This is a genomic window from Streptomyces sp. NPDC090045 (genome assembly GCF_044747975.1).
Classification (GTDB): Bacteria; Actinomycetota; Actinomycetes; order Streptomycetales; family Streptomycetaceae; genus Streptomyces.
In genome coordinates, this window is record NZ_JBIVFA010000015.1 from 182,279 (window position 1) to 202,130 (window position 19,852).

Genomic DNA, 19,852 nt, shown 5'->3' on the forward strand with positions numbered 1-19,852 from the left:
GTTACTCGCTTCTCGGGCGGGCGCCGTCGCACCGGCGGGCGGGACCGGGGTCCGGGCCGGGCCCTGGCCCTGGCCCTGGCCCTGGCCCTGGCCCGGATGCGGAGGCGGAGGCGAATGCGGAGGCGGCGGGCAGGGCCCGTCTTCGGTCCAGCCGGGCGACGGCCGCCGCGGAGGCCAGCCCGAGGGCGAGGCAGCAGGCGAAGGGCAGCCAGGCGGCGCCGGTGTGCCCGGCGGTGTCCATCGCCCAGCCGACCGCCGCGCTGCCGAGGGCGGCCGCGGTGCCGGACACCGCGTAGAAGAGCCCGTAGTAGGTGCCGGTCAGGCCCTCCCGGCCGAAGGCCGGTATCAGCTCCATCACGAACGGCTGGGCGATCATCACGCCGACGTGCAGGAGCAGGGCGCCGGCCAGGACGGCGAGCAGGGCCGCCGGGTGCGGGGCCGGGGCTCCCGCGACGAGCAGGGGCGGGACGAAGCCCAGCCCCATGACGGCCAGGCCGGTGGCGATCCAGCGGCCGCGGCTGCCCGCGGACTCCAGCCTCCGGGTGATGCGCAGTTGGAGGAGGAGGTTGGCGAGAGTGCCGGCGAGGAACAGCAGGCCGATCGAGCCGTCCCAGCCGGAGGCGCGCACGGCCGCGTGGGGCAGCAGGAGGTAGAGCTGGTTCTGCAGCCCGTACATGCCGATCATGGCGACGGAGAAGGCGAGGAAGCCGCGGCTGCGCGCCGCTTCCCGCCAGTCGCCGAGCAGTCCGGTGTCCGGGGCGGGGATCCGCCGGGCGGGCAGCACCAGGAGCTGCGCGAGGGTGAGGACGGCGAAGACCGCGGCCGCGGTGACGGCGGCCGCCCGGAAGTCCACGAGGAGCAGCAGGGTGCCGAGCAGCGGGCCGAGCAGCGACCCGGCGGTGGCGAACACGTTGAACAGCGCGAAGGCCTCGGCCTTGCGCTCGCCCGCCTCCTGGGCGACGTAGGTCCGTACGGCGGGGTTGAACAGGGCCCCCGCGAGCCCGCTGAGTATCGCGGCGGTGAGCAGCAGCGGCAGGGTGTCCCCGAGGGCGAACAGGGCGAACCCCACCGTCCGCAGCGCGCAGCCGGCGATGATCACCCCTCGGGCGCCGAGCCGGTCGGCGGCCGAGCCGCCGATCAGGAACAGGCCCTGCTGGCTGAGGTTGCGCAGGCCCAGGACCACGCCGACGACGGCTGCGGAGAGTCCGAGGTCCTCGGAGAGGTGGGTGGCGAGGTAGGGGACGAGCAGGTAGAAGCCGGTGTTGACGCCGAGTTGGTTGACCAGGAGCAGGCGTACGGCGAGCGGGAAGCCGCGGACGGCGGCGAGGGTCTTCACCGGCCCGTCTCCCCGTCGGCGAGTCTGACGCCGAGGCCGGCCCGGTCCGCGGCGCGTACGGTGCCGTCGGTCCCGCCGATGCCGGTCCAGGGGTCTTCGGCGAGCAGCAGGTGCCCGTCGAGGTCCACCCAGCGGGCCCGGTCGGCGAGGTGCACGGCGGGGGCGATGCCCAGGGAGCTGGCGGTGAGGCAGCCGAGCATCAGCTCGGTGCCGGTGCCGCGCAGGGCCTCGTGGATGCGCAGGGCGGCCCGGACCCCGCCGCACTTGGCGAGTTTGACGTTGACCCCGTGGACCCGTCCGGCCAGTGCGACGGCGTCCTCGTAGGAGACGGCGTCCTCGTCGGCGATGACGGGGATCGGGGAGTCCCGGGCCACGCGGGCGAGGGCGTCGGGGCGGCCGGGGGCGATCGGCTGTTCCACGGCGGTGACGCCGAGTGCGGCGAAGCGCGGGAGCAGGTCGAGGGTCTGGCGTTCGCTCCACGCCCCGTTGGGGTCGAGCAGCAGGCTCGCGCCGGGGGCCCCGGTGCGTACGGCGGCCACGCGCGCGAGGTCTTCGGCCGGGTCGGGGGATCCTGCCTTCACCTTGAGGGCGGTGAAGCCGCTCAGGGCGAGCCGGGCGGCCTGCGCGGCGGCCGGTACGGGCCCGGTGATGCCGATCGTACGGGTGGTCGCGGCGGCGGGGGCGGCGGGCGTGCCCAGCAGGCGGTGGGCGGGCTCCCCTGCCCGCTTGCCCACCAGGTCCAGTACGGCGGCCTCGATCGCGGCCAGCACCCCCGGCGGCAGGCCGTGCCAGGCCGGGTGTCCGGCGCCGGTCTCCGCCCAGGCGGTCTCCGGGTCGGGGAAGCGTTCGGTGGCGGCGCGCACCGATTCCAGGTGGCGGTGGATCCGGTCGGTGGGCAGCCCGAGGTAGTCGCTGCTGACGGCCTCGCCCCAGCCGCGCAGTCCGCCGTGTTCGACCGATATCCACACGGCGTCGCGGCGGGTCATCACGGAGCGGGAGATGCGCAGGGGTTCCGTGAGGCGGAGGTCGGCGGTGTGCCGGGTGAGCTTCACGCGGCGCCCCCTCGGGCGGGGGCGAGCACGGTGGCGCAGCGGGCCCAGCCGGCGGCCTCGGCCGCGTGGGGGTGCGGGATCTGCAGGGGGCGGACGGCGAGGGCGCAGGTGTCCAGGCCGTGGGCGTGGCAGAAGTCGTCGTCGTAGACGGTGCCGAGGTAGCGGTGGGGTCCGTCCGGGAAGACGGTCGCGACGACCGCGCCGGGCTGTGTGCGGGCCGCCCAGGCGGCGACGAGCGCGACGGCTCCGGTGCTCCAGCCGCCGCTGACGAAGGCGGAGCGGGCGAGCCGACGGCAGGCGTCGACCGCTTCGGCGGGCCCCACCCAGTGCACCTCGTCGAAGGCCTCGTAGGCGACGTTGGCCGGGTGGATGCTGCTGCCGAGCCCGCGCATCAGGCGGGACCGGGCGGGCTGGCCGAAGATGGCCGAGCCGACGGAGTCGACGCCGATCACCTTCAGCCGGGGCCAGCGGCGGCGCAGCGGGCCGGCCAGGCCGGCGCTGTGTCCGCCGGTGCCGACGCTGCACACCAGGACGTCGAGGTGGTCGAGCTGGGTGGTCAGTTCGGTGGCGAGGGTGAGGTAACCGGCGGCGCTGTCGGGGTTGTTGTACTGGTCGGGCCAGTAGGCCCCCGGCGTCCGCCGCAGCACCTCGCGCAGCCGGGCGATCCGGGCGGCCTGCCAGCCGCCTTCCGCGGCCGGGCGGTCGACGAGTTCGAGCCGGGCTCCGTAGGTGCGCAGCAACTGGCGCATGGACGGTTCGAGTTCGGTGTCGCCGACGAGGACGACGGGGTGGCCGAGGGCCTGGCCGGCGAAGGCGAGTCCGACGCCCAGGGTGCCGGAGGTGGATTCCACGACGGGGGCGCCCGGCAGCAGTTCGCCGCGGTCGCGGGCGCCGGTGAGCATGGAGACGGCGGCGCGGGCCTTCATCCCGCCGGCGCCGAGGCATTCGAGCTTCGCCCAGAAGCCGGGATGGCGGTGCGGCAGGTCGGTGCGGATCCGGGCGAGCGGGGTGCCGCCGAGCAGTGGCAGGAGGTCGGGGTTGGCGGTGTGGGCCGCCGGGCGGGGCAGGATCGGGGCGAGGGTCACCGGGCGCCCCCGTAGCGGTGGACGACGCCGGGGCCGCCGTCGAGCCAGAAGAAGGGGTAGGGCTCGGCCGAGACGGCGCTCACCCCGGCGCCCAGGAAGTGGGGCAGGACGGCGCTGCCGGTCTGGGCGAACATGACGAGGGGTTTGCCGGTCGCGGCGGCGTGGTCGAGCAGCGGCTGGAAGGTGCCGTTGCCGAGGGTCATGCCGGAGGCGAGGACGGCGTCGCAGCGCTCCAGCTCGGCGAGGGCGTCGGTCAGGACGGGCTCGCCCCATTCGGTGGTGCCGCCCTTGAGGTCGCAGGGCGCGTACGCGGTCCCGCGCTCGCGCAGTTGCTCCAGCAGGGAGTTGACGACGCCGACGACGAGGACCCGCTCCGCTCCCGTCGCGGGGAGCAGGTCGGCCACCGCGCGGGCGCGGGCCCGGGAGCGGTGCAGTGAGCTGCCGGCCGGGATCGGGTAGGGGCGGGCGCCGTTGTCGGGCGTGTGCGGGCGCACGTGCATCAGGTAGGCGTCGAGGGCGGCGATCCGTACGGGCGCGAGCGGGTGGTCGAGCAGTTCGGCGACGGTGGCTCCCGCGCAGTCTTCGAGTGCGGCCGGGGGCAGGGCGCCGGGTTCCACGGCGCAGGAGCCGACGGCCGCGGCCAGCCGGATGCTGAGCACCTCGTTGCGGTAGCCTCCGGAGCGGCCTTCGTGGCGTACGGCCTGGGCGGTGGTGAAGGCGAGCGCGACGCGCTGCCCGGCGGGGTCGGGCCCGTGGGCTCCCGCACGCACGCGCGCGAGGAGCTCGTCGACGGTCCGCACGGCCGGTGTGCGAAGGGAGGGGGTGGAGACGGCGGCGGTCACGCGGTCACCGCCGCGGGCAGCTCGGAACAGGTGTAGGAGGGGCGCAGTCCGGCCAGCAGGTGCTCGGCGGCCGCCCGGGCTCCGCCGCCTTCGGTGTCGGCGGTCATGACGTGGCCGAGGTACTCGTTGTTGCTGGTGGCGGGCAGTACGGCGCGGCCCGGTTCGGCCAGGGTGAGCTCCAGGACCTCGGGCCGCAGGCGTACCTCGTCGGCGCCGTCGATGCCGGTGAGGGTGCCGGCGCCGTCGGGCAGCAGGAAGGCGATGGCGGCGCTGCGCACCCCCGTGGGACGGACGGAGAGGTCGGGCGCGCGGCCGAGCGCGAGGTCCACGCAGGTGGCCGCCAGGTCGACGCCGGTGACGTGGCGGACCAGTTCGGTGATGCGGTTGCCGGCCGGGCGGGGGTTGACCTCGATCAGGCGCGGACCGGCGGGGGTCAGTTTGAGTTCGGTGTGGCAGACGACGTGGTCCAGGCCGAGTGCCCCGACGGCGCGTACGGCGCTTTCGGCGGCTTCCTTCGCCAGGTCCGGGGCCAGGCCGGCCGGGAACATGTGGCCGGTCTCGATGAAGGCGGGCGCGCCGCCGATGCTCTTGTCGGTGATGCCGACGACGTGCGTGGCGCCCCCGTGGGAGACGGTCTCCACGCTGATCTCCGAGCCGGTGAGCAGTTCTTCGAGGAGGAGGACGGGGGCGCGGCGCTGGCCGCGGGCGTTGACGGGGAACTCGGCCAGCGCCCGGCAGGCCCGCTCCAGTTCGCGCGCGTCGTCCACCCGGCGGACCAGCATTCCGGCGCACAGGTCGACGGGCTTGACGACGAGCGGATAGCCGAGGTCGCGGGCGGCGGCGAGTGCCGCGGCGGTGTCCGCGCAGACGGCGAAGCGCGGGCCGTCCACCCCGGCCCCGGCCAGGACCTGGCGGGTGAGGTCCTTGCGGCAGGCGTTCCCGACCGCCTCGGGGGTGGGTCCGGGCAGGCCGAGCCGCTCGGCGGTCCGCGCGACGGCGGGCAGGTAGTAGTCGCAGGAGGAGACCACTCCGTCGAAGGCGAGCACCTCGTGCAGCCGCTCGACGAGCGGGAGCAGGGTGTCCGTGTCGTTGGTGTCCGCCGTGACGATGTTGCGTGCGCCGAGCAGCGGGTGCGGCCCGTCGGCCGGCGCGGCGCGCAGATAGTGGTGCAGGTCCCGGGTGAGGAAGCTGAACGTGTGTCCGCCTTCACCGATCGCCCTGGGCAGGAGCCTGCTCATCGATCCGACCCAGCTTTCGACAACCAGCAGATGTCCCACAGGAGTTCCTCTCAGACCGGCATGACAGCACTTGGGCGCGCGGGCGGCACGGTGCGCCCGGCAGGAGGCGCCCGAACCGAACCCGGCAGACGTTATCCGAAATCGTTTTCATTTCCAATACGCCGATTTTCGGGTACGGTCTGGAGGCATGGAAGAACTGAGACAGCATCAGGAAGTGCGCGTGGGGGCGTACGAGGTACGGCACGCCGGGCCGCAGGACGTCCGGGGAGCGCGCAGCGTCATGCTCGACACCTTCTACCGGGAGTTCACGTACGGGTACGTGCCCGAGTGGCACTCCGACGTCGTCGACATCCGCGGCACCTATCTCGACCACCCGCGCCACACCCTCGTCGTGGCCGTGCGGGACGGGGAGGTGGTGGGCACGTGCGCCGTGCACTCCCGCGGGCCCGTCCACCCGCCACATCCGCGCTGGCTCGCCGAGCGCTACCCCTCGGGCAGCACCGCCCAGCTCCTGCGGGTCTACGTACGCCCCGCGCACCGCAGGCACGGGCTGGCCCGGGCCATGGTCCGGGAGGCGTGCGCGTTCGCGGCCGGCGTGCCGGGCTACGAGCGCGTCTACCTGCACACGAACGTCGACATCCCGGGCGCGGAGCGGTTCTGGCGCAGCCTGGCCACCGAGGTCTGGGACGCCCGCACCACGGGCGAGCACGGCGGATTCGGGACGGTCCACTTCGAGATCCCGGCGCCCTGGGCGCTGCCGTGACTCCCGGCTCCGGCGCGACTGCGGGCCGTGCTGTGACTCCGCCCACCCTCCCTTGACCGATCAAGGAAGGGTTACCTAAGTTCGAATCATGAGCCCGCAGCCCCCCACTCCCCCCGCCGGCCCGGACGACGCGGCCGCCGAGCCCGCGCTGGTCGGCTTCACCGTCGACCTCACCTCCCAGGAGGTCCTCCGGCGGGCCCAGGTGATGGAAGCCCTCGGCCCCGACTGGGACCCGATCGAGGTGCTGCGCGGCGAGGAGGCGGCGTACGACCTGCTGTACTCGGGGCTCGACGAGGCCCAGCAGCGCATGTACGACGAACTGGTCGCGGCCGGCGTGCTCCCCGGGCGAGGACACGGCCGTGCTGCCGCTTGACCCGCAGGCCGACATCGGCCGCCGGGCCTGGGTGGCCTGCCCGAACTGCGAGGACACCCGTGGGTGCGAGCCGTGCGGGGAGCGCGGCGCGTGCTCCGCGCACTGGCGCTACCTGCTCTCCAACACGGGCAGCCTGCTCCACCTGCAGTGCCCGGGCTGCACCCACGTCTGGGTGCACGAGAGCGGCTTCGGCGCCACCCGCTCCACCCTGTGGAGCCGAATCACCGGCGGCCCGTCCCACCCCTGACCCGCCTCCGTCCCGCCCCTCGGCGGTCGACGGGCCGGGCCCGCGGGAGGTGCCTATCCTCGAAGAAGGGGCTGCTCCGAGCCCTGGAGGACGGCTGTCATGACCGAGTCGAGCGAAGCGGTCCAGGCGGACCGCACCCTGAAGGCACGGCACCGTGCGATGTGGGCGCAGGGCGACTACCCCTCCGTGGTCTCCCACGTCATCCCGGAGCTCGGGGCCCGGCTCGTACGGGAGTGCGGCGTCCGGCAGGGCGACCGGGTCCTCGACGTCGCTGCGGGCTCCGGCAACGCGGCCATACCGGCGGCCCTGGCCGGGGCCGACGTGGTGGCCTCCGACCTCACCCCCGAGCTGCTGGAGATCGGGCGGCACCTGGCCGCCGTACGGGGTGCCCGGCTGGAGTGGCGGGAGGCGGACGCCGAGGCCCTGCCGTTCGCGGACGGGGAGTTCGACATCGTGATGTCGTGCGTCGGCGTCATGTTCGCCCCGCACCACCGGCCCGCCGCCGAGGAGATGCTGCGCGTCTGCCGCTCCGGCGGCACGATCGGGCTGGCCAACTGGACCCCGCAGGGCTTCGTGGGCCGGATGTTCGCCACGATGAAGCCCTTCGCTCCCCCGCCGCCGCCCGGCGCCGAGCCGCCGCCGCTGTGGGGGGACGAGGAGCACGTCCACGAGCTGCTGGGCGACGCGGTGACCGACGTCGACGCCCGCCGCGAGACGGTCCGCGTGGACGCCTTCGCGCGGCCCACGGCCTTCCGCGAGTTCTTCAAGGCCTGCTACGGGCCGACGATCGCCGTCTACCGCGCCGTCGCCGGCGATCCGGACCGGGTCGCCGCCCTGGACTCCGCGCTCGACGCCCTCGCCGCCGAGCACACCGTGGACGGGGTCATGGAGTGGGAGTACCTCCTGCTGACCGCCCACCGCCGGGGCTGACCGGACACCGCCAGGGCTGACCGGCCCCCTGGCCGGCCCGGTGTCCCGCCCCGGTCAGTCGACGGCCGGATGCACCTCCGGGTGAGCGTCCCACCACTCCTTGTGGAAGGCGTTGTTGTCCACATTGGCCAGGTAGGCGCGGGCCGCGGCCCGGTAGAGCAGTTCCGCCTGCCCGGCCGACAGCGCCGAGCGGTTCCAGGCCACGCGGATGCGGCCCGTGATGGGGGTGCCGACGAGCGGGCGCATCACCGTGCCCTCCCCCGGCGGGGCCGTCGGCTGGCAGAGCGAGACCGCGCGGCCCGCGGCGATCAGGTCGTGCTGCATCTTGCGATCGGTGATCCGGTAGCGCAGTGACGGGCTGAATCCGGCCTTCGCGCAGGCGGCGACGAGGGCCTCCGGACCGCCGTCGTCGTCCTCGACCAGGGTCAGCCACGGCTCGTCGGCAAGGTCGGCCAGGTCGACGCGGTCGAGGCCCGCGAGGGGGTGCTTCGCCGACAGCCGGATGCAGAAGGGCTCCTTCGGGATCAGCGTCCTGGCCAGGGTGCCCTCGGGCAACGGGACCTCGTGGTCGTTGACCTCGCCGTACACGATGGCGTCGTACCTCCCCGCGCCGAGCATCCGGGCCAGCGCGGTCACCGAGTCCTCCAGGTCCACGGCGATCTCCCGGCCGGACATGGACAGGTCCGTCTGGGCGAGGAGGCCGTCGAGCAGCACGAGCAGGATGCAGCCCAGGCGCAGCGGACCGCCGGCGGACAGGGCGCGCGCGTCCGCCCCCAGGGCGTCCATCTCGCTGAGCACGCGGCGCGCCCTGGCCAGGACGAACTGCCCCAGCGCGGTGGGTTCCACCCCGCCCCGGCCGCGCACGAACAGCTCGCCGCCGGTGACCTGTTCGATGCGCCGCAGCTGCGCCGAGAGTGCGGGCTGGGAAACGCCGAGCCGTCGCGCCGCGCCCCCCAGGCTGCCCGCCTCCGCTATCCGGCAGACGGCTTGCAGATGCCTCAACTCCAGCTGCATCCGGGCAGCGTACGCAGCCGCCCGTCGCGGCACCATAACGCGGGCCTTATGCCTGCCGGGATGTCCCATTCTCGTCATGTTCACGCTCATACTCGGCCGCGAACGAACACTCATCCCCGACCCCCCACGATCGGAGTGGACGTTGCAGCCCAGAAGATGGACGGCGGCCGTGGCGGCGATGGCGCTGACCGCAGGTCTCGCCGGCACCCTGGCCGGGACGGCGTCGGCGGCGCAGCAGGCGCAGCCCGCCCCCTCCCAGAAGGACGCACCGGCCGCGCGCGCGGTCGCGGCGGCCGACCAGGCCGTCGACAGTGGTCTCGACTCCCTGGTCAACTCCTCGCAGGAACAGTACGAAAGGCGCCTCGTCACCCCCTGGGTGAAGGACCTCTACTCCGTCTCGTACGAGCGCAGCTACCGCGGCCTGCCGGTCGTCGGCGGCGACGCGGTCGTGCTCGCCGACGGCACCGGCAAGGTCCGCGCCCTCCAGTCGGCCTCCTCCGTACGGATCGACGTGGCGACCCGCGCCTCGGTCTCCGCGAAGGACGCCGAGTCCACCGCACGGGCGAGGCTGGCCTCGGTCGACAAGGTCGAGAGCAGCCGGCTCGTCGTCCGGCTCAAGGACGACAAGCCGGTGCTGGCCTGGGAGACCGTGCTGAGCGGCCGTACCAGCACCGCTCCCAGCAGACTGCACGTCTTCACGGACGCGCGGACCGGCGCCTTCGTCGACAGCTACGACGAGGTGGTGGCCGGCTCCGGCAACAGCAAGTGGAACGGGCCGGGCCCGATCTCCCTCGACACCACCAACTCGGGTTCCACGTACACGCTGCGCGACCCGAACCGGACCGGCCTCAGCTGCGCCGATTACAGCAACGGCACGGTCTTCACCAAGTCCTCCGACTCCTGGGGCACCGGCAATCCCACGAGCAAGGAGACCGGCTGCGTCGACCTGATGTTCGCGGCGCAGAAGCAGTGGGACATGCTCGCCCAGTGGCTCGGCCGCAACGGCGTCAGCGGCAACGGCCGCAGCTTCCCCGGCAAGGTCGGCCTGAACGACCTCAACGCCTACTGGGACGGCAGCTCGGTCACCATCGGCCGCAACAGCGCCAACGAGTGGATCGCCGGCGTGGACGTGGTGGCCCACGAGTACGGGCACGCCATCGACTCCAACACCCCCGGCGGCACCAGCGGCCAGGAGTCCGGTCTCGGCGAGGCCACCGGCGACATCTTCGGCGCGCTGACCGAGGCGTTCATCAACCAGCCGGCCCCGTACGACACCCCGGACTACACCGTCGGCGAGGTCATCAACCTGCAGGGCCGGGGCCCGATCCGCAACATGTACAACCCGCCGGCCGTCAACAACGACCCGGCCTGCTACAGCTCCGCGATACCCGGCACCGAGGTGCACAAGGCCGCCGGCCCGATGAACCACTGGTTCTACCTGCTGGCCGAGGGCAGCAACCCGGGCGGCGGCAAGCCGACCAGCCCCACCTGCAACCAGTCCACGGTCACCGGGGTGGGCGTCCAGAACGCCGGCAAGATCTTCTACGGCGGCATGCTGCTCAAGACCAGCAGCATGTCCTACAAGAAGTACCGCACGGCGACCCTGAGTTCCGCCAAGTCGCTCGACGCCACCTGCGACCTCTTCAACAAGACCAAGGCCGCCTGGGACGCGATCAGCGTGCCCGCCCAGCCCGCCGACCCGACCTGCACCCCGAGCGGCCAGAACAACGACTTCTCGATGGCGCTGAACCCCTCGTCGGGCACCGTCCAGCAGGGCGGTACGGTCACCACGACCGTCGGCACCACCGTCACCACCGGCACCGCCCAGTCGGTGACGCTGACCGCCAGTGGTCTGCCGGCCGGGGTGAGCGCCTCCTTCAACCCCGCCACCGTGCAGTCCGGCCAGTCCTCCGTACTGACCCTGACCGCCACCGCCAACGCGGCGCCCGGCGCGTCCACCGTCGTCGTCAAGGGACAGGGCGCCGCCCTCTCCCACACCGTCGACTACACGCTCAACGTCGGCGGCACCCAGCCCGGCAACGACCCGCCGGACATCAGCGTCGCCAACGTGCAGGCGCACCTGGCCCAGTTCGGCACCATCGCCTCCCAGAACGGCGGCCACCGCCGGGCGGGCAGCGCCGGCTACACCCAGTCGCTGGCCTACGTGAAGGGCAAGCTGCAGGCCGCCGGCTACACCGTGACCGAGCAGAACTGCTCCTCCTGCACCTACCCGTCGAACAACCTGATCGCCGACTGGCCGGGCGGCCCGGCCGACCAGACCGTCATGTTCGGCGCCCACCTGGACGGCGTCTCGGCCGGCCCCGGCATCAACGACAACGGCTCGGGCTCCGCGACCCTGCTGGAGAACGCGCTCGTCCTCGCCCAGAAGAACCCCACCATGACCAAGCACGTGCGCTTCGCCTGGTGGACGGACGAGGAGCAGGGCCTGAACGGGTCCGAGTTCTACGTCAACCAGCTGAGCAGCGCCCAGCGCGCGGCCATCAAGGGCTACTACAACTTCGACATGGTGGGCTCCACCAACGGCGGCTACTTCATCAACAACGTCAACTCCGCCACCGCGGCCCCGCTCAAGGCGTACTGGACCTCGCTGAACCTGGCACCCGAGGAGAACACCGAGGGCCAGGGCCGCAGCGACGACTACTCCTTCCAGCAGGGCGGCATCCCCACCTCCGGCTACGCGGCCGGGGCCAGCGCCCGCAAGACCTCGGCGCAGGCCGCGAAGTGGGGCGGCACGGCGAACGCCGCCTACGACCCCTGCTACCACAGCTCCTGCGACACCACGAACAACATCAGTGCCACCGTGCTGGACCGCAGCGCCGACGGCGTCGCCTACGCCGTGTGGAAGCAGGCCGTCGGCGGTGAGACGCCGGCGCAGGACTTCTCCATCGGTGTCAGCCCGTCCGCGGGCAGCGCGGCCCCCGGCGGTTCCACCACCGCCACGGTGAACACCGCCACCGTGAGCGGCGCCGCCCAGACCGTCGCCCTGTCCGTCACCGGCGCGCCGGCCGGCGTGAGCGCCACGCTGAGCCCCGCGTCCGTGCAGTCCGGCAGCTCCTCCACGCTGTCCGTCCAGGTCGGCGCGAGCACCGCGCCCGGCACCTACACCCTGACGGTCACCGGCTCCGGCACCGTCAGCCACACCACCACCTACACGCTGACCGTCACCGGCGGCGGCAGCTGCACACCGCGCCAGCTCGTGGTCAACGGCGGCTTCGAGAACGGCGCGAGCCCGTGGAGCGCGACCGCGGGCGTCATCACCAACCAGTCCGGGCAGGCCCCGCACGGCGGCACCTACAAGGCGTGGCTGAACGGGTACGGGTCCACCCACACCGACAGCGCCTCGCAGTCGCTGGCCGTCCCGACGGGCTGCGCCTCGTACCGGCTGGCGTTCTTCCTCCACATCGACACGGACGAGGACGAGAACGTCGTCTACGACCGGTTCACCGTCTCCGTGGGGGGCCAGACGCTGGCGTCCTTCTCCAACCTGGACGCGAACTCCGGCTACGCCGAGAAGTCCTACGACCTCTCCGCGTTCGCCGGTCAGACCGTCACCCTGAAGTTCAACGGCGTGGAGGACCAGTCCCTCCAGACCTCCTTCGTCGTGGACGACGTCACCCTCCAGGTGAGCTGACGCCCGCCCGGCCCTCCGAAGTCCGGCCCGGTCCCCGTACGGCGGGGGCCGGGCCGGACGCCTGCCGTACCGCGCCGACCGCGGCCACGCACCAACCCGCCACCCAGACGGCGCCGACCGCCAGCGCCGCGAGCGCCGTGCCCATGTCGGGGGGCGTGTCGCCGAGGCCCGGGGCCACCCCCGCCGCCCGCGCGCCGAAGCCGGCGACCCCGGCCCCGACCATCGCGATGCCGGCCCAGGAGACGGCGACCGCGGCCCACCGGACGGACCGGGCGGCGGGCGGGCGTACCAGCAGCAGGGCGACGAGGGCCATCAGCAGACCGAGGCCGGCGTTGCCCAGCTGGGCGGCCGTGACATCGGCGACCCGGGCGTAGGCCTCCTGCGGTGCGGGGAAGCCCGGCATGCCCAGCTCGCCGTCCCGGGCGAGGTCGATCTTGCTCACGGTGTAGGCGAGCGCACCGGCACATGCGGTGAGCGCGCCGATCTGCCGGTTCCTCGGTGATCGGGTCATGGCCCCATCCTGCTGCGCGGGCCCGCGCCGCCACCTCCTCCCCGCGTACGGTCCTGCTCCCCCGCGCGGGGGAGCAGGACCGTACGCGGGGCACGCGTCACGCGGAGCCGCCGGCGAACTCGGCTTCGAGCACCTCGGTGAAGAGGCCGATCGGGTCGCTCCAGTCGCCGTTGAGGCTCTGGGAGACGAGGTGCCCGCCGTCGCGGGTGCCGTAGGTGTAGCAGAACGATCCGGTGAAGGCGCCGCCCATGCCCCAGACCCGCCGGCCTGAGGACAGCTCCACGGAGGCCACGGCGAGGCCGTAGGAGGTGTGGGGGATCCACTTGCCCTCGGGGGTGGGGAACACGGTGAACATCTCCTCCTGCTGGGCGGGCGGCAGCAGCCGTCCGCCCAGCAGCGCGCCGAAGAACCGGTTCAGGTCCCCGACGGTGGAGACCATCCCGCCGGCCGTCCAGGCGAAGCTCGCGTCGAGCTCGGTCACGTCGTGGATCTCGGCATCGGGTGCGGGCAGGTGGTTCTTGCTGTAGAGGCGGGTGTGCGGTCCGCGCAGCTCGTGCTGGTCCTCGCCCGGCAGGTAGGTTCCGGTCAGTCCGAGCGGGCGGACGATGCGCTGTTCGAGCTCGTCGGCGTAGCTCCGGCCGGTCACCTTCTCGATGACGAGGCCGCTCAGGATGTAGCCGGTGTTGCTGTAGGTCCAGCCCTCGCCCGGCGCGAAGTCGGGGGCGTGGGACATGGCGACCTCCACCAGCTCCTCCGGGCGGAACCGGTCGTAGCGGTGCTCCAGGAAGGCGGGGCCGTAGTGCCGGGACGTCAGCGATTCGTCCTGGGCGTAGTTGAAGAGCCCGCTGGTCATCCCGAGTAACTGGCGGAGGGTGACCGCGCCGCCGTCGTTGCCGTTGCCCCGGACCAGGCCCGGCAGCCACTGCTCGACGGTGTCGTCCAGGCCGAGCCTGCGCTCGGCCGCCAGCTGGAGGAGGAGGGTGGCCGTGAACGTCTTGGTGGCGCTGCCGATGCGGAACTGCTCCTGCGGCAGCCGCGCGCGCCCCGTCGCCGTGTCCGCCACCCCCGCCGCCCCGAACCAGCGGCCCGCTCCGTCCTGCACCTCGGCGACCATGCCGGGGAGGCCGCTCTCGCTCACGGCCCGGTCCAGGACCTCCTGCACGGCCGAACGTGAACTCGTCTTCTGGGGAACGGACTTGGTCATCTCGGTCTCCTCGATGCGGCTCCGGCGTCTTCCCTGAGTGAAAAACGCTACGCCGCGGGGCCCCTCGGCGCTGGCCCGCTCCCGGCCAACATCGAGAAGACCGGGACAACCGGATTGCACCTCTTCCCTTCTACGGCGTCAGCCGGTATCCGGGAGGGTTGCGGGGAGGTCGGCCGGCAGCCGTTCCGTGCACGGCCGAACCGGGCGGCCCGCCGTCACTTGGAGGTGCCGCTCCCGCCCCGCTCGGGGGCGATCATCGCGGTCAGGCCGAGGTCCAGCTCCGCGCCGTCGACGAGCAGCGCCTCGATCGTGCGGGAACGCGGGTCGATGTCGGCCTCCATGCCCTCGCCCCGGTAGTGGGGGTACCCGGAGGAGCCGGTCTCACCGGTCGCCTCGACCGTGGCCACGCGCAGGGCCCTGTCGGCGGCGGAGGCCCCGCGCAGGTTCTCGATGTGCTCGGGCACCAGCAGGATCTGGAAGCTCTGCGGCTCAGTGGTCATGGCTCGAAGCTACCTGATCAGGTGCCCCGGAGCGGGCGCTCACACGCCCCACCTCGTACGCTCTCCAGGACCCCCTGAAGCGAACGAAGAGGCAACACCATGAGCGGCGATTCCCCGAGCAAGATCCTCCTTGTGGCGAAGGACCGCACCCTCCGGGACCTGCTGGAGCGCCTCCTCGCCGGCCGGGGGTTCGCCGTGGTCGACGGCGGGAGCGGGGTGGACACCGTCGCCCTGCTGGGCAGCGCCGGCCCGATCGCCCTGGTGATCTGCGAGCGCACCGGTCCGGGTCTGGACGAGGTGGCCCTGTTCGAGGAGATCCGCCGGCACCCCGACCACGGGCGCGTGCCGATCCTGGCACTGCCGCCCGCGGACCCGGAGTGCACGGTCCGCGCGCTGGAGGCCGGGGTGAGCGACTGCCTCGCGAAGCCGTTCCACCCGACCGAGTTCCTGTCCCGCGTGGAAGCCCTCGCCCGTCCGGCCGCGGCCTGATTCCGCTCTTCGGTCTCCGGCCCGTCGTCGGGATCCGGCCGGTCCGGGCCGGCGCGTGCGATTGGCCGGAGATCGCCCTGGTCCGGCCGGCCCGGGGTTCCTACGATTCGGGCACCCGGTCTTCACCGATCGGGAATTGTCAGGGACATGCCTAGATTCCCCTTCCCGGGCATGCCCCGTTCCACCCTGCACACCGGTCTGTGACGACCCGGCCCCGCTCTGGCCGGCCGCACCCCCCACCTTCCGGCACGCGGGCACACCCGCCTGCGCGCCGTCCGGTACCGAAGCAGTGGATTGGAGAACCATGTCCGGTGCATTCCTCGTGAGCGGCGCGATCGGCGCCCTGCTCACGGCCACCGTCCCCACGCACGCCACCCCGTCCGCCATCGTGGACCCGCCGCCCGACCGCATCGTGATCGAGGTCGCGACCGTCAACGGATCCGGGTGTCCCAAGGACACCGCGGAGGTCGCGGTGTCCCAGGACAACACCGCGTTCACCGTGACCTACAGCCAGTACCTCGCCCAGGTCGGCGGTGGCGCACCGCCCACCGCGGCGCGCAAGAACTGCCAGCTCAGCCTGATCGTGCACGTGCCCCACGGCTTCACCTACGCGGTCGCCAGCGCCGACTACCGCGGCTACGCCTCGCTCGCGCCGGGCGCGAAGGCCACCGAGAAGGCCTCGTACTACTTCCAGGGCTCGCCGGACACCGCCGCGCGCACCCACAACTTCAGCGGGCCGCAGGAGGACAACTGGCAGGCCACCGACGTGACCGACTGGGCCCAGCTGGTGTGGGCGCCGTGCGGCGTGCAGCGCAACTTCAACATCAACACCGAACTGCGCGTCTCCAGAGGCACCTCGTCCCCCTCGTCCACCAGCTACATGACGATGGACTCCACCGACGGCAGCATCAACACCATCTATCACCTCGCCTGGAAGCAGTGCCCCGGCAAGTGATCCGCCCCGGCCGCCCCCCGTTGCGCGTGCGCGCGCAGCGGGGGGCGGTACCCGCGTTCGCGGACCAGGCGGGCGGCGAGTGCGGTGAAGGCCCGGGACGCGGCGCTCTCGTAGGCGTTCTCGCGGCGCAGCAGGGTGACCGTGCGGGACGGGAGGGCGGGGTCCAGCGGGACGGGGCGCAGGTACGGGTGGTCGTCGGTGACCGCGGCGGGCAGCACGGTCGCCAGTGAGGTGCGCCGGACGATTTCGGTCAGGGCCTGGACGGAGTTCGCCTCGACCGCGATGGGCGGCCGCACGCCGTGGGCGGCGAGGTAGGCGTCGACGTGTCCGCGGGTGGCGAAGTCCCCGCTGAGCAGTGCCAGTCGGCGCGCCGCCAGCTCGCGTACGGGGAGGGGCTCGGGATCCGCATCGGCAGCGGCGACCAGGGCGAGGGTCTCCGTGAACAGCGGGGTCGCCTCGATGCCCGGCAGGTGCGGCCCCTCGAAGGCGAGGCCGAGGTCGTGGTCGTCGGCGAGCAGGCCGGCTTCGATGCGGTCCTGCGGCATCTCCCGGAGCTCCAGGGTGATCCCGGGGTGGGCGGTGTGGAGTGCGGCGACGAGCGGGCCCACGAGGTACGCGGTGAAGGTGGGGGTCAGCGCGAGGCGCAGGTGGCCGCGGGTGAGGTCGGCGAGGTCCATCAGGGCCCGCTCGGCGGCCGCGAGGTCCCGCAGGGCGGCGCGCGCGTGGTGGACGTACGTAGCGCCGGCGTCGGTGAGCCGTACGGCGCGGCCGGTGCGGTCCAACAGCTGGGCGCCCACGGTGCGTTCGAGCTGTTTCACCTGCTGGGACAGGGTTGGCTGGGAGATCCGCAGCTCCTCGGCGGCGCGGGTGAAGCTGCCGTGTTCGGCGACGGCGATCAGATAGCGCAGGTGACGCAGTTCGAGAGCCATGCGGACAACTATAGATGTCATCGATGGCAGGCATGGATATTGCGTCTTGGACACAATAGATGCAGGTCATGCATGGTGGAACACGTCAAGCCCCCCGGGGCCCACCCCCATCGAAGGGAGTGACCGTGCAGGACCTCTCGGACGGCGTCGCACGCTTCCGGCGCGAGGTGTTTCCGGCGAAGGCGGAGCTCTTCGCCGAGCTGGCCGGTACGCACCGGCCCGCGACCCTCTTCATCGGCTGCTCCGACGCCCGCGTGGTGCCGGAGCTCCTCACCCAGAGCGAGCCGGGCGAGCTGTTCGTCGTCCGCACCGCCGGGAACCTCGTGCCCGCCTACGCCCCGGGCCCGGACGGGGTGACGGCCAGCATCGAGTACGCCGTCGCCGTCCTCGGTGTCACCACCGTCGTCGTGTGCGGGCACTCCGCCTGCGGGGCGATGACGGCCCTGGCCGAGGGCACGGACCTGGGCGCCGCCCCTTCCGTCGCCGGCTGGCTGCGGCACGCGGACGCCTCGGTGGCCCGGACGGCGGGCGCGGGCCCGGACCGGGTGTCCGCCCTGGTCCACGAGAACGTACGCGCCCAGCTCGCGAACCTCGCCACCCATCCCTCGGTCGCCCGGGCCCGGGCCGCGGGCACCCTCACCCTGCGCGGGTGGGTGTACGACATCCGCTCCGGCGACGTCGCGGAGGTCGGCCCCCTCGCCGACCGCACGGCGGCGCTCACCCCGCGAACCGCCTGAAACCCCTCCCCCGAACCCCCGCCTCCCTCTGAACCCCCTCACCCCCGAAGGACGTCCCGCCATGCCGCACGCCCAGTTCGACCCCACCGCCCGCCAGGCCCTGGCCGTCGCCGTCGTCGATGCCAAGACCCGCAAGGACCTCACCTGGCAGCAACTCGCCGACGCCGCCGGCCTGTCTGTCGCCTTCGTCACCGCCGCCCTGCTCGGCCAGCACCCCCTCCCCGAGCCCGCGGCGCACGCGGTGGCCGGGCTGCTCGGCCTCGACGGGGACGCGGCGCTGCTCCTGCAGACGATCCCGACCCGCGGCCCGGTGACCGGTGGTGTCCCCACCGATCCGACGATCTACCGCTTCCACGAGATGCTCCACGTGTACGGGACCACCCTGAAGGCCCTGGTCCACGAGCAGTTCGGCGACGGGATCATCAGCGCGATCAACTTCAGGCTGGACGTGAAGAAGGTCGCCGACCCCGAGGGCGGCGAGCGTGCCGTCATCACCCTGGACGGGAAGTACCTTCCCACGAAGCCCTTCTGACGTACGCCGAAGAGCCTCTCGCCCGGTCGGGCGGGAGGCTCTTCGAGGTGAGGTTCGGTGCCCACGGTGACGGCCGTCGGGCCGGCGCGCGCCGGTTCTGGGGTGGATCCGCGGATCCGGGTGGAACAAGCCGGGGCCCCGTGGGCACTCGCGCAGGCGTCGGAGGCCCCGGCTCGTACAAGGGGACGGCGTCAGCTGCCCGACGAGATGTTGCCCGACAGGACCGGGATGTTGCTCAGGATGTGCGAGAGCGGCTCGTCGCCCTTGGCCTGGGTGGAGTTCTCGGTGCACTGCTGGTTCTGCGGGTTCGACAGGACGTTGACGTCCTGGATGCCGAGCTGGCCGGCGGCAAGGACGTTCTGCAGGTTGAGCTTCGCCGGCAGGCCGATGCAGGGCTTGTTCAGGGTGCCCTGGACCAGGCCGAGCTGCGGGCTCAGGTCGCCGTGGGTCTTCTGGTTGCCGTAGATCTGCTGGGAACCGTTGCCGTTGACCGTGGTGACCCCCTGGTCGTTGCCGATGGCCATGGCCGGGGCGGCCAGGGCGGCGCCCACGCCGACGATGGACGCGGTGGCGGCGGCGGTGGCCAGAATCTTCTTCAGCATCAATGGGTCCTTATGTCGCACGAGTGCATGGTGGATGAGCGCCTTGATCAACGCACCGGCCGGCGACAGGTTCCGCCGGTTCACCCGATCGGCCGCTCCGGCACCTCGGGGCCGCGTACGGCCAGACTCAGCTCGACGACGTAGTGCTCCTCCACCCGGCCCTCCGGGAAGCGCCGCATGAGGAGGGCGCGTTCGTCGGCGAGGAAGGCGTCCGTGCCGGGCTCGCCGACGAGGAAGAGGGAGTGCGTGGACAGCTTGGCCAGGTGGGTGTCGACGGGGACGCGGCGCGACCACGCCAGGCGGCGGACGGTGAAGCGCAGCCCCTCCTGCGAGCGGGCGCGCTCGTTGATGTACCAGCCCGGGCCGAACCGCTCTTCGAGGCGCGCCTGCTGATCCGCGATCCAACCGACCGTGACGTCCGGGTCGTTCTGCCAGACCGCCAGCGCCCCGCCGGGGCGCAGCACGCGCAGCGCCTCGGGGCCGGAACGGGCCGGGTCGGTCCAGTGCCAGGACTGTGCGTACGTGAGCAGGTCCAGGCAACCGGAGGCCAGGGGCAGCCGGTTGCCGTCCGCGCGGACGAGCGGCGTCCGGGGGTTGCGGCGCCGGAACTCGGCGGCCATGCCCTCGCCGGGCTCCACCCCGATCACACGGGCGCCGCGCGCCTCCAGCAGGGCGGTGGCGATCCCGGTACCCGCCCCGACGTCGGCGACCCGGGCGCCGGCCAGCGGAAAGCCGGCCAGCTCCGCCAGCGTGTCGAAGAGCGCGGGCGGATAGGAGGGGCGATGGTCTGCGTAGCGCGCGGCCGCGGCGCTGAATGAACGAGCACGGGATTCGGTCGTCATGCCGTCCATGATGCCGTTG

The 19,852-nt window shown here is 73.1% G+C and carries 21 protein-coding genes; 9 read left to right on the top strand and 12 right to left on the bottom strand.

Annotated elements, in window-relative coordinates; translation table 11 throughout:
* Position 1: 1 nt before the first annotated feature.
* The 5 genes from ACIPYQ_RS32680 to ACIPYQ_RS32700 are packed head-to-tail and all read right to left on the bottom strand — an operon-like array spanning position 2 to position 5,592.
* Positions 2-1,336: an MFS transporter gene (locus ACIPYQ_RS32680; RefSeq protein ID WP_401257715.1), complete on the bottom strand. Its 1,335-nt coding sequence runs from the start codon at positions 1,334-1,336 to the stop codon at positions 2-4.
* Positions 1,333-2,388 carry an enolase C-terminal domain-like protein gene (locus ACIPYQ_RS32685; protein WP_401257716.1) on the bottom strand — a complete coding sequence of 352 codons (1,056 nt, stop codon included), beginning with the start codon at positions 2,386-2,388 and terminating at the stop codon, positions 1,333-1,335. Before ACIPYQ_RS32685 ends, ACIPYQ_RS32680 begins: the two co-directional genes overlap by 4 nt.
* Positions 2,385-3,473: a pyridoxal-phosphate dependent enzyme gene (locus ACIPYQ_RS32690; protein ID WP_361766838.1), complete on the bottom strand. Its 1,089-nt coding sequence runs from the start codon at positions 3,471-3,473 to the stop codon at positions 2,385-2,387. The genes ACIPYQ_RS32685 and ACIPYQ_RS32690 overlap by 4 nt, the downstream gene beginning before the upstream one ends.
* Entirely contained in the window at positions 3,470-4,315 is an 846-nt protein-coding gene (locus ACIPYQ_RS32695; protein WP_401257717.1) for a Rossmann-like domain-containing protein, read from the bottom strand. The genes ACIPYQ_RS32690 and ACIPYQ_RS32695 overlap by 4 nt, the downstream gene beginning before the upstream one ends.
* Positions 4,312-5,592, bottom strand: coding sequence for an ATP-grasp domain-containing protein (locus ACIPYQ_RS32700; RefSeq protein ID WP_401257718.1), 1,281 nt, complete (start codon positions 5,590-5,592; stop codon positions 4,312-4,314). Before ACIPYQ_RS32700 ends, ACIPYQ_RS32695 begins: the two co-directional genes overlap by 4 nt.
* A 148-nt stretch (positions 5,593-5,740) precedes the next feature.
* Here ACIPYQ_RS32700 and ACIPYQ_RS32705 point away from each other — a divergent pair, with 148 nt between their 5' ends.
* The 4 genes from ACIPYQ_RS32705 to ACIPYQ_RS32720 all read left to right on the top strand — a co-directional run bounded on the left by ACIPYQ_RS32705 (position 5,741) and on the right by ACIPYQ_RS32720 (position 7,866).
* Positions 5,741-6,316, top strand: coding sequence for a GNAT family N-acetyltransferase (locus ACIPYQ_RS32705; RefSeq protein WP_361766829.1), 576 nt, complete (start codon positions 5,741-5,743; stop codon positions 6,314-6,316).
* A gap of 88 nt (positions 6,317-6,404) precedes the next feature.
* Positions 6,405-6,689: a DUF6400 family protein gene (locus ACIPYQ_RS32710; protein ID WP_401257719.1), complete on the top strand. Its 285-nt coding sequence runs from the start codon at positions 6,405-6,407 to the stop codon at positions 6,687-6,689.
* Positions 6,676-6,936, top strand: a complete 261-nt coding sequence (locus ACIPYQ_RS32715; RefSeq protein ID WP_401257720.1) for a hypothetical protein — start codon at positions 6,676-6,678, stop codon at positions 6,934-6,936. The genes ACIPYQ_RS32710 and ACIPYQ_RS32715 overlap by 14 nt, the downstream gene beginning before the upstream one ends.
* Positions 6,937-7,035: 99 nt before the next feature.
* Positions 7,036-7,866 (top strand): class I SAM-dependent methyltransferase, encoded by an 831-nt coding sequence (locus tag ACIPYQ_RS32720; RefSeq protein ID WP_401257721.1) that lies wholly within the window; start codon positions 7,036-7,038, stop codon positions 7,864-7,866.
* A gap of 54 nt (positions 7,867-7,920) precedes the next feature.
* On the opposite strand, the gene ACIPYQ_RS32725 is transcribed toward ACIPYQ_RS32720, so the two are convergent.
* Entirely contained in the window at positions 7,921-8,880 is a 960-nt protein-coding gene (locus ACIPYQ_RS32725; protein WP_401257722.1) for a LysR family transcriptional regulator, read from the bottom strand.
* Positions 8,881-9,058: 178 nt separating this feature from the next.
* Here ACIPYQ_RS32725 and ACIPYQ_RS32730 point away from each other — a divergent pair, with 178 nt between their 5' ends.
* Positions 9,059-12,532 carry a M28 family peptidase gene (locus ACIPYQ_RS32730; RefSeq protein ID WP_401257773.1) on the top strand — a complete coding sequence of 1,158 codons (3,474 nt, stop codon included), beginning with the start codon at positions 9,059-9,061 and terminating at the stop codon, positions 12,530-12,532.
* Here ACIPYQ_RS32730 and ACIPYQ_RS32735 read toward each other — a convergent pair.
* The 3 genes from ACIPYQ_RS32735 to ACIPYQ_RS32745 all read right to left on the bottom strand — a co-directional run bounded on the left by ACIPYQ_RS32735 (position 12,513) and on the right by ACIPYQ_RS32745 (position 14,747).
* Entirely contained in the window at positions 12,513-13,043 is a 531-nt protein-coding gene (locus ACIPYQ_RS32735) for a hypothetical protein (RefSeq protein ID WP_401257723.1), read from the bottom strand. The two genes, ACIPYQ_RS32730 and ACIPYQ_RS32735, sit on opposite strands and share 20 nt — an antisense overlap.
* A gap of 97 nt (positions 13,044-13,140) precedes the next feature.
* Positions 13,141-14,247 (bottom strand): serine hydrolase domain-containing protein, encoded by a 1,107-nt coding sequence (locus tag ACIPYQ_RS32740; protein WP_401257724.1) that lies wholly within the window; start codon positions 14,245-14,247, stop codon positions 13,141-13,143.
* 215 nt (positions 14,248-14,462) lie between these two features.
* On the bottom strand, positions 14,463-14,747 hold the full coding sequence (locus ACIPYQ_RS32745) for a hypothetical protein (protein ID WP_361766808.1): 285 nt from the start codon (positions 14,745-14,747) through the stop codon (positions 14,463-14,465).
* Between the two features lie 99 nt (positions 14,748-14,846).
* Between ACIPYQ_RS32745 and ACIPYQ_RS32750 the strand changes: the two genes are divergently transcribed.
* Together ACIPYQ_RS32750 and ACIPYQ_RS32755 are read left to right on the top strand one after the other, a co-directional pair.
* On the top strand, positions 14,847-15,236 hold the full coding sequence (locus ACIPYQ_RS32750) for a response regulator (protein WP_361766805.1): 390 nt from the start codon (positions 14,847-14,849) through the stop codon (positions 15,234-15,236).
* Between the two features lie 304 nt (positions 15,237-15,540).
* Positions 15,541-16,191, top strand: a complete 651-nt coding sequence (locus tag ACIPYQ_RS32755) for a DUF4360 domain-containing protein (RefSeq protein ID WP_361766802.1) — start codon at positions 15,541-15,543, stop codon at positions 16,189-16,191.
* On the opposite strand, the gene cynR is transcribed toward ACIPYQ_RS32755, so the two are convergent.
* Positions 16,158-17,120 (bottom strand): transcriptional regulator CynR, encoded by a 963-nt coding sequence (gene cynR / locus ACIPYQ_RS32760; RefSeq protein ID WP_401257725.1) that lies wholly within the window; start codon positions 17,118-17,120, stop codon positions 16,158-16,160. The genes ACIPYQ_RS32755 and cynR overlap by 34 nt on opposite strands.
* A 125-nt stretch (positions 17,121-17,245) precedes the next feature.
* On the opposite strand from cynR, the gene ACIPYQ_RS32765 reads away from it, so the two are divergent.
* Entirely contained in the window at positions 17,246-17,857 is a 612-nt protein-coding gene (locus tag ACIPYQ_RS32765) for a carbonic anhydrase (protein ID WP_401257726.1), read from the top strand.
* A gap of 61 nt (positions 17,858-17,918) precedes the next feature.
* Complete coding sequence (gene cynS / locus ACIPYQ_RS32770; protein ID WP_401257727.1) at positions 17,919-18,389, top strand: cyanase; 471 nt, start codon at positions 17,919-17,921, stop codon at positions 18,387-18,389.
* Between the two features lie 191 nt (positions 18,390-18,580).
* Here cynS and ACIPYQ_RS32775 read toward each other — a convergent pair whose 3' ends face one another.
* A complete protein-coding gene (locus tag ACIPYQ_RS32775; protein ID WP_401257728.1) occupies positions 18,581-18,991 on the bottom strand; it encodes a rodlin in 411 nt (136 codons plus the stop codon).
* Between the two features lie 80 nt (positions 18,992-19,071).
* A complete protein-coding gene (locus tag ACIPYQ_RS32780) occupies positions 19,072-19,833 on the bottom strand; it encodes a class I SAM-dependent methyltransferase (protein WP_401257729.1) in 762 nt (253 codons plus the stop codon).
* Between the last annotated feature and the right edge of the window lie 19 nt (positions 19,834-19,852).